General features: G+C 63.7%; 5 protein-coding genes and 1 pseudogene. 4 read left to right on the plus strand and 2 right to left on the minus strand.

Annotated features, from left to right (window positions below; translation table 11 throughout):
• Positions 1-492, plus strand: a pseudogene (locus ACGVKB_RS10435) (adenylosuccinate lyase); the annotation flags it as partial.
• A gap of 19 nt (positions 493-511) precedes the next feature.
• On the opposite strand, the gene ACGVKB_RS10440 reads toward ACGVKB_RS10435, so the two are convergent.
• The gene (locus ACGVKB_RS10440) at positions 512-1,789 is read right to left on the minus strand and encodes an SLBB domain-containing protein (protein WP_392351674.1); all 1,278 of its coding nucleotides are present in this window, start codon (positions 1,787-1,789) and stop codon (positions 512-514) included.
• Between ACGVKB_RS10440 and ACGVKB_RS10445 the strand changes: the two genes are divergently transcribed.
• From ACGVKB_RS10445 to ACGVKB_RS10455, 3 genes are read left to right on the plus strand one after another with little or no spacing between them, the layout of a single operon-like run.
• Positions 1,788-2,729 carry a GNAT family N-acetyltransferase gene (locus tag ACGVKB_RS10445; protein ID WP_392351675.1) on the plus strand — a complete coding sequence of 314 codons (942 nt, stop codon included), beginning with the start codon at positions 1,788-1,790 and terminating at the stop codon, positions 2,727-2,729. The genes ACGVKB_RS10440 and ACGVKB_RS10445 overlap by 2 nt on opposite strands.
• A 55-nt stretch (positions 2,730-2,784) precedes the next feature.
• Positions 2,785-3,057: a phosphopantetheine-binding protein gene (locus tag ACGVKB_RS10450; protein ID WP_392351678.1), complete on the plus strand. Its 273-nt coding sequence runs from the start codon at positions 2,785-2,787 to the stop codon at positions 3,055-3,057.
• Complete coding sequence (locus ACGVKB_RS10455; protein WP_392351676.1) at positions 3,041-4,315, plus strand: beta-ketoacyl-[acyl-carrier-protein] synthase family protein; 1,275 nt, start codon at positions 3,041-3,043, stop codon at positions 4,313-4,315. Before ACGVKB_RS10450 ends, ACGVKB_RS10455 begins: the two co-directional genes overlap by 17 nt.
• Here the strand turns inward: ACGVKB_RS10455 and ACGVKB_RS10460 are convergent.
• Positions 4,260-5,768, minus strand: a 1,509-nt coding sequence (locus ACGVKB_RS10460; protein WP_392351677.1) for a 1-acyl-sn-glycerol-3-phosphate acyltransferase, incomplete at its 5' end; no start/stop codon positions are given. The genes ACGVKB_RS10455 and ACGVKB_RS10460 overlap by 56 nt on opposite strands.

The raw sequence follows: 5,768 nt of genomic DNA on the forward strand, positions 1-5,768 counted from the left end.
CGCAACCCGATCCGCAGCGAACGGATCAGCGGCCTGGCCCGCGTGCTGCGCAGTTACACGATCGCGGCATTGGAGAACGTGGCCCTCTGGCACGAGCGCGACATCAGCCACAGCTCCACCGAACGGATGATGCTGCCGGACTGCTCGGTCACCCTGCACTTCATGCTGCGGGAAATGACCAGCGTGGTGAAAGGTCTCGGCGTTTATCCCGACAACATGCGCCGCAACATGAATGTCTATGGCGGCGTTGTCTTCAGCCAGCGGGTGCTGCTGGCCCTGGTGGGCAGCGGCATGAGCCGTGAAGAGGCGTACCGCGTCGTGCAACGCAATGCCCACACCGCCTGGAACACCGACGGCGGCGACTTCCGGGCCAACCTTGAGGCCGATGCTGATGTCAGCGGCCTGCTCTCAGCCGAGCAACTGGCGGACTGTTTCAGCACCGAGCTGCATCAAGCCAACCTCGGGGTGATCTGGGAGCGGCTGGGCATCTGAGCCCAGCCGATGACAGGTGTCAGTTGGAGCTGCCCAGTCCCGTGGGCAGCCCCAGAATCCGGAAAATGGATGCAGCGTTCACGATCGGACTCAGCGGCTGCAAGGCGTCGTTCATGCCATCGGTCACCTTGGTGAGGCTGTTGCGATCGACGACCAGCACATCCCCGTGACGGAGCGGGGGGTTGCTCGGGCTGCTCAACGTGGCCGATGGGCTGTAGGCCAGCTGATTGATCACGGTGCGTCCTTGACGGTCCATCCGAATCAGATCGATGCGAGCCGTGCTGCCCCGACGGGTGATGCCACCGGACGCCAGGATCGCCTGGGAGAGCGGAGCATTGGAGCGAATCTCCACCACACCTGGGTTGATCACCTCCCCGACAACATTCACCTGAATCGTGGTGGGGGCGAAGTTCGACGATGCCGTGGTGATCAAATCGGTGTTGAGCGGAGCCTGGGCCCGATGCACCCGAATGCTGTCTCCGTCATAGATCAGTGGATTGGGCGCTTGGCCGCCCTCTTTGAGCACCGTGAGGTAATCGAACACGTAGCGCTGGGGCTGACCGCCCCGCCGCGACGACGACCGCAACAACTCCAGTTGAGAGAGATCGCCGAGGGCGGAAACCCCACCGGCCTTCTGAATCACGTCCACCAACGTGGGCCAGCCCCCGCCGCGGCCGATTTCTTCCTCATTCGTGGATGACCCACTGGAATCCACCTGAAGGGTGAACACCCCGGGCCGGGACACTTCACCGGTCACCGTGACGCGAATGGGACGCTGCTCCACCAGATCCAAATAAACCAGGGGCCGACGCAGGATCCGGCTGTAGCCCGACGTGATCCGTGCCCGGGCCTCTTCCAGGGTCAAGCCCCAGACGTCCATGGTGCCGAGCCGGGGCAGATTGATCGTGCCGTCGCTCAACACCTGCACCGAGGCCTCATAGCCCTCGATTTTGAACACCGACATCGTCAATTTGTCGCCAGGCCCCAGCCGATAGCGGTAGGGCTCCGGGGCACGGTTCACATTCACCGGGCTGGTGGTGCCGCGCATCGGCGGCAACGGCGGTGCGACGCGCACCGGGGGCTTCAGCCAGTTGCGTGGGGCCTCGGGTTCTGCCGCCACAGCGGATCCACCCACCATGGCTCCACCCAGTGGAAGCAGGAGCAGCCACGCGGCAAGACCACCGAAGTAACACGCTGAACCTGGACGGGCGGAAAGGACCATGTCTGGGGATGTGGCGGACTGACCAAGAGCCTCGACGTAATCTTCCCGCAGAAAGCGACAAGACGGGATATCCATGACGCTGCCTCCACCGTCCAATGCAGCGGATGTGGTGTTACCAGCGGATTGGCATGGAAGCCATCCAGCCAGCAGTGTGCTGTTCTCCGTTGAAGACCTTGATCTCCACCTGATTAGCGGCGCAGCATTCGCACCGGTGGCTGATGCCGTCGGCATTCTGCGGGAGGCGACCTACCGCCAGCAATTGTCAGGGTCTGGCGACCAGCGCGATCTCGATGGTCGTGATCCCCATTACGACCACTTGCTGCTGATCGAACGCAACAGCGGCGTGCTTGCGGGGGCAGCACGGCTGCAGTTCATTCCCAAAGGGACCGATCCCAACGCGCTGCCGGGCAGCCAGGAGTCGTACCTCGAGCACGTCTATCCAGGCATCAAAGCTGATCTTGCAGGCCGGGAGAACCATCTGGAAATCGGACGCGTGGCCTTGGCCGCCCGGTTCCAACGCCAACCGGCCTCCTTGATGGCCCTATTTCGCGGCGGTCTGCTGATCGCCCAGCACTCGGGGTACTCAACCCTGCACGGCTTGGTCTCCTACAACCACTTCGCCTATGCCGAAGCCGTCAACACCCAATTCCTTAGTGCCCTGATGCAACCGCCGTACCGGCGAGTTTCACCGGTGCTGCCCCCGCCGCGCCACCCCCTGCAGAGCGTGGTGGCCAGCACCACCCCCCACCCGATTACCAACATTCAGACCCTTGAACTCCAGATCCGCGATGAAAGCGACGACAGCTTCCGACTTCCGGTTCTGTTGCGGCAATACTTCAACCTGATGGAGGCCCAGGTCTGCGATCTCTCCCTCGCCAAAGATTTCAATCAGATCACGGAAATCCTGATGGCCGCTGATCTAAGCCGCATTCCATCGGAACGCCTGACGTATTTCATCGACATCGACCACCAACCCATCTACCAGCACTTCAGCTGGTACCGGGGGGATCTTTAATTCGACGGAGACTGGTACCTTAAACAAATTAATCAGGAGCCAAGATTTGGGTGAGGTGTGCCCTGAACAGCGCGATCTGCAGGGACGTCTGATCGAAATCCTGCATCGGATTTCTGGGGCAGACCCCAGCGTGATCACCCCTGACGCTCGCCTGATGGAAGACGTCGGCATTGATTCACTGGGCTTTTACGAAATCCTGATCGAGGCCGACACCAGCTTCGGGATCCGCATCAAGGAAGAAGATCTCCTGCGTTTCCGAACGGTCGGGGATATCCAGCGTCATCTGGAATCGCTGGACATTCAGCCCTCCCATGCCGAATCCGCCTGAACGCTCAGCCGTGGTCGGCTGGGGCTCGATCTCACCGCTCGGCAACCATCCCGATGAGGCCTGGACCCGCGTCCTAGGCGGTGAATCCGGCATTTCAACCATCACCGAGGATTGGGCCGAAGATCTCACGGTGCAGATTGCGGGCCAAGTTCCCGCGTCCGCGTTGGACGACCTGGAGCCCTTGCTGCGGCGCCGGTCAGACCGCTGCGCACAACTGGCCTTGCTCGCCGCCCGCCAGGCCTGGGCCATGGCACAGCCGTTCATTGGTGGCATCGACCCCGGCCGCATCGCCGTTGTGCTCGGCACGGGGATCGGCGGCCTCTCCACGATGCATGACCAGCACAGCCAACTCACCGCCGGCGGCCCCTCCCGGGTGAATCCGCTCACGGTGCCGATGCTGATCCCCGATGCTGCCGCCGGACAGGTCGCGATCGACCTCGGCGCCCAAGGGGGCGTGCACACGCCCGTGTCTGCCTGTGCCTCCAGCGCCGAAGCCTTGATGCTGGCCCAGATGCTGCTCAACGACGACCGTGCCGATCTGGTGCTGGCGGGCGGCAGTGAAGCCCCGGTCAATCGCCTGGGGCTGGTGGGCTTCAGTGCGATGCGGGCCCTCTCTCCTGGACACAGTGGGCCCACCCAGGCCTCACGGCCCTACTGCCGTGATCGCGATGGTTTTGTGCTGTCGGAAGGCGCTGGAATGCTCGCCTTGATGCGCTCCAGTGACGCCCCACCGGCCGCCGCCCAGGGCTGGTTGCTGGCCTGCGGCAGCAGCAGTGATGCCCACCACATCGTGGCGCCGGAGCCCCAGGGCCAACAGGCCAGCCAAGCGATCGACGATGCCCTGCGCCGTGCCGGGATCAGCCCCGACGACCTCTGCGCCGTCCAGGCCCACGCCACCGGCACCAGCCTCGGTGACCTCGCCGAAGCCCGGGCCCTGCGCCGCAGCCTGGGCCGTGCAGCGGACCATCTCCCGGTCTGTGCCCCCAAAGGACAACTCGGCCACTTGCTCGGCGCCGCGGGGGCCGTGGAATCCATCCTGGCGCTCCAGGCGTTGCAACACGGCGTCCTACCCGGCACCCTCAATGCCGATCCCCTCGATCCGGAGGTGGACCTGGCGGTCACGGCCAGCGGGCCGGTGTCCCTGCCGGATCAACCGCAACGGCTGCTGCTCAAAAATGCTTTCGGGTTCGGAGGCCACAACATCAGCCTTGTGCTGGCGGCGCCATCTGTCCGTAATAGGCCTGAACAGCCCGGCTGAATCCTTCGCGATCCCGCGGATCACTGGGCAACTGCAGATCACTGGACCGCCCCCGCTGGCAGTGAATCGTGCCCAAGGGCGCCATCAGACGACGCAGCAACAGGCGCAGAGGCTTGTACTGGGCTCCGAGGGCATCGTCCATGTCGCGATAGCGAAACACCCAGGGCACCACGCGACCGTTGTAGTGGCGCGCCAGCATCCAGGCACTGGGGGACACCCGCTGTTCAATCGGGGTGACCAGTGAACCGTTCGGCGCCAGCATGATCTGGCCGTGCTCCCGCAGCAGAGCCGAGGCCTGCAACATCCCCTCCATCCGCGATGCGGTCTGGCGATGGTCCAGCACCACAGCACCGGCATTGCGGGCCGCCCCCGCATACCCAGGCAACACCCATTTGAGATGCAGCTGGGCCGTGGTCATGCCCGGCAGGCGCAGCACCCCCTGAATCAGCAGGCCATCACAGGGGCTGCGGTGGTTGAAGATGTGCACCAAAGGCACACCGGCATCCTCACTGCGATGGCTGTCGTCCACCACCACTTGAACGCCAAGGGCGCGCAGGGCGACCGCTGAGGCCAGGTTCATCAAGGTCGCCGCCCAGTCGGGCCGGCGCAGCAACAGGGCTGGCAATTGCAGGCCATAGAGGGCAAAGCCGAGCCCAGCCCACAGCAAGCGAGCCGTGATCCGGGCCGGCAACAACAGAGGGTTGATCGACCGCGGGGGCTTCAGCGACGGCAGGTCAGGGCGGGGAGCGAGCTGGCGGGCCTCGGCACCGATCGGAAAGGTGGTGCGGAAGGGGAAGTCCCCGTCGAAGTTGCCATTGACCTGGGTGGTCGTGACCAGGTGGTTGTAAAAGCGGTAGAACAACGGCCGATCACTGGGCTGGGGATCGCGCCAGAAGTCATCGAGCGGCTTCTGATCCGTGAGTCCATCCAGGTTGTAGAAGGTGCTTCCCATCGTTTTGGTCGGCACCGCATGGAACAGGGCCTGCAACCCGACCGTGCTGTTCACCGTGATCACGCCGCGACACGTCCGCAAATATCGGCTCAGGGGACCGTCATGGAAGTAGTGCACCCGTCCCTGAACGCCGTAGCGGCTGGCCAGCAGAGCAATCAAAGTGGCGTAGTTGTTGTATCCGCGGTCGCGGGGGTGGTGTTTGAAGGCGAGGTGATCCGACGCATGGGCATGGGCCGCGAAGGAGCGGATCACGTCCTCAATGAAGTCGTGCATGCCCCGATACGGCGACCCCATCTGAATTTGAGAATCGCTGGAGACCTGGAGCACAGCCAGGAAATAGGACAGGTGCTCGAGCAAACGCTGCTTCAAGGCGCGTTCCTGCGAGCGGTAGAGCCAATAGCGCCAGCTGCCCCGCACCTGACACCAGAGAAATCCCGGTGAAGGCTGCAGCTTGTGCTCTCCTTCGATGATCGGGTAACGGGTGAAGGCGTGCTGAATGAA

The sequence above is a fragment of the Parasynechococcus sp. genome (assembly GCF_042954325.1).
Taxonomy (GTDB): Bacteria; Cyanobacteriota; Cyanobacteriia; order PCC-6307; family Cyanobiaceae; genus Parasynechococcus.

Coding starts and splice junctions, on each gene's coding strand:
- ACGVKB_RS10455 (WP_392351676.1), top strand. CDS start 3,041: ATGCCGAATCCGCCTGAACGCTCAGCCGTGGTCGGCTGGGGCTCGATC.
- ACGVKB_RS10440 (WP_392351674.1), bottom strand. CDS start 1,789: ATGGATATCCCGTCTTGTCGCTTTCTGCGGGAAGATTACGTCGAGGCT.
- ACGVKB_RS10445 (WP_392351675.1), top strand. CDS start 1,788: ATGACGCTGCCTCCACCGTCCAATGCAGCGGATGTGGTGTTACCAGCG.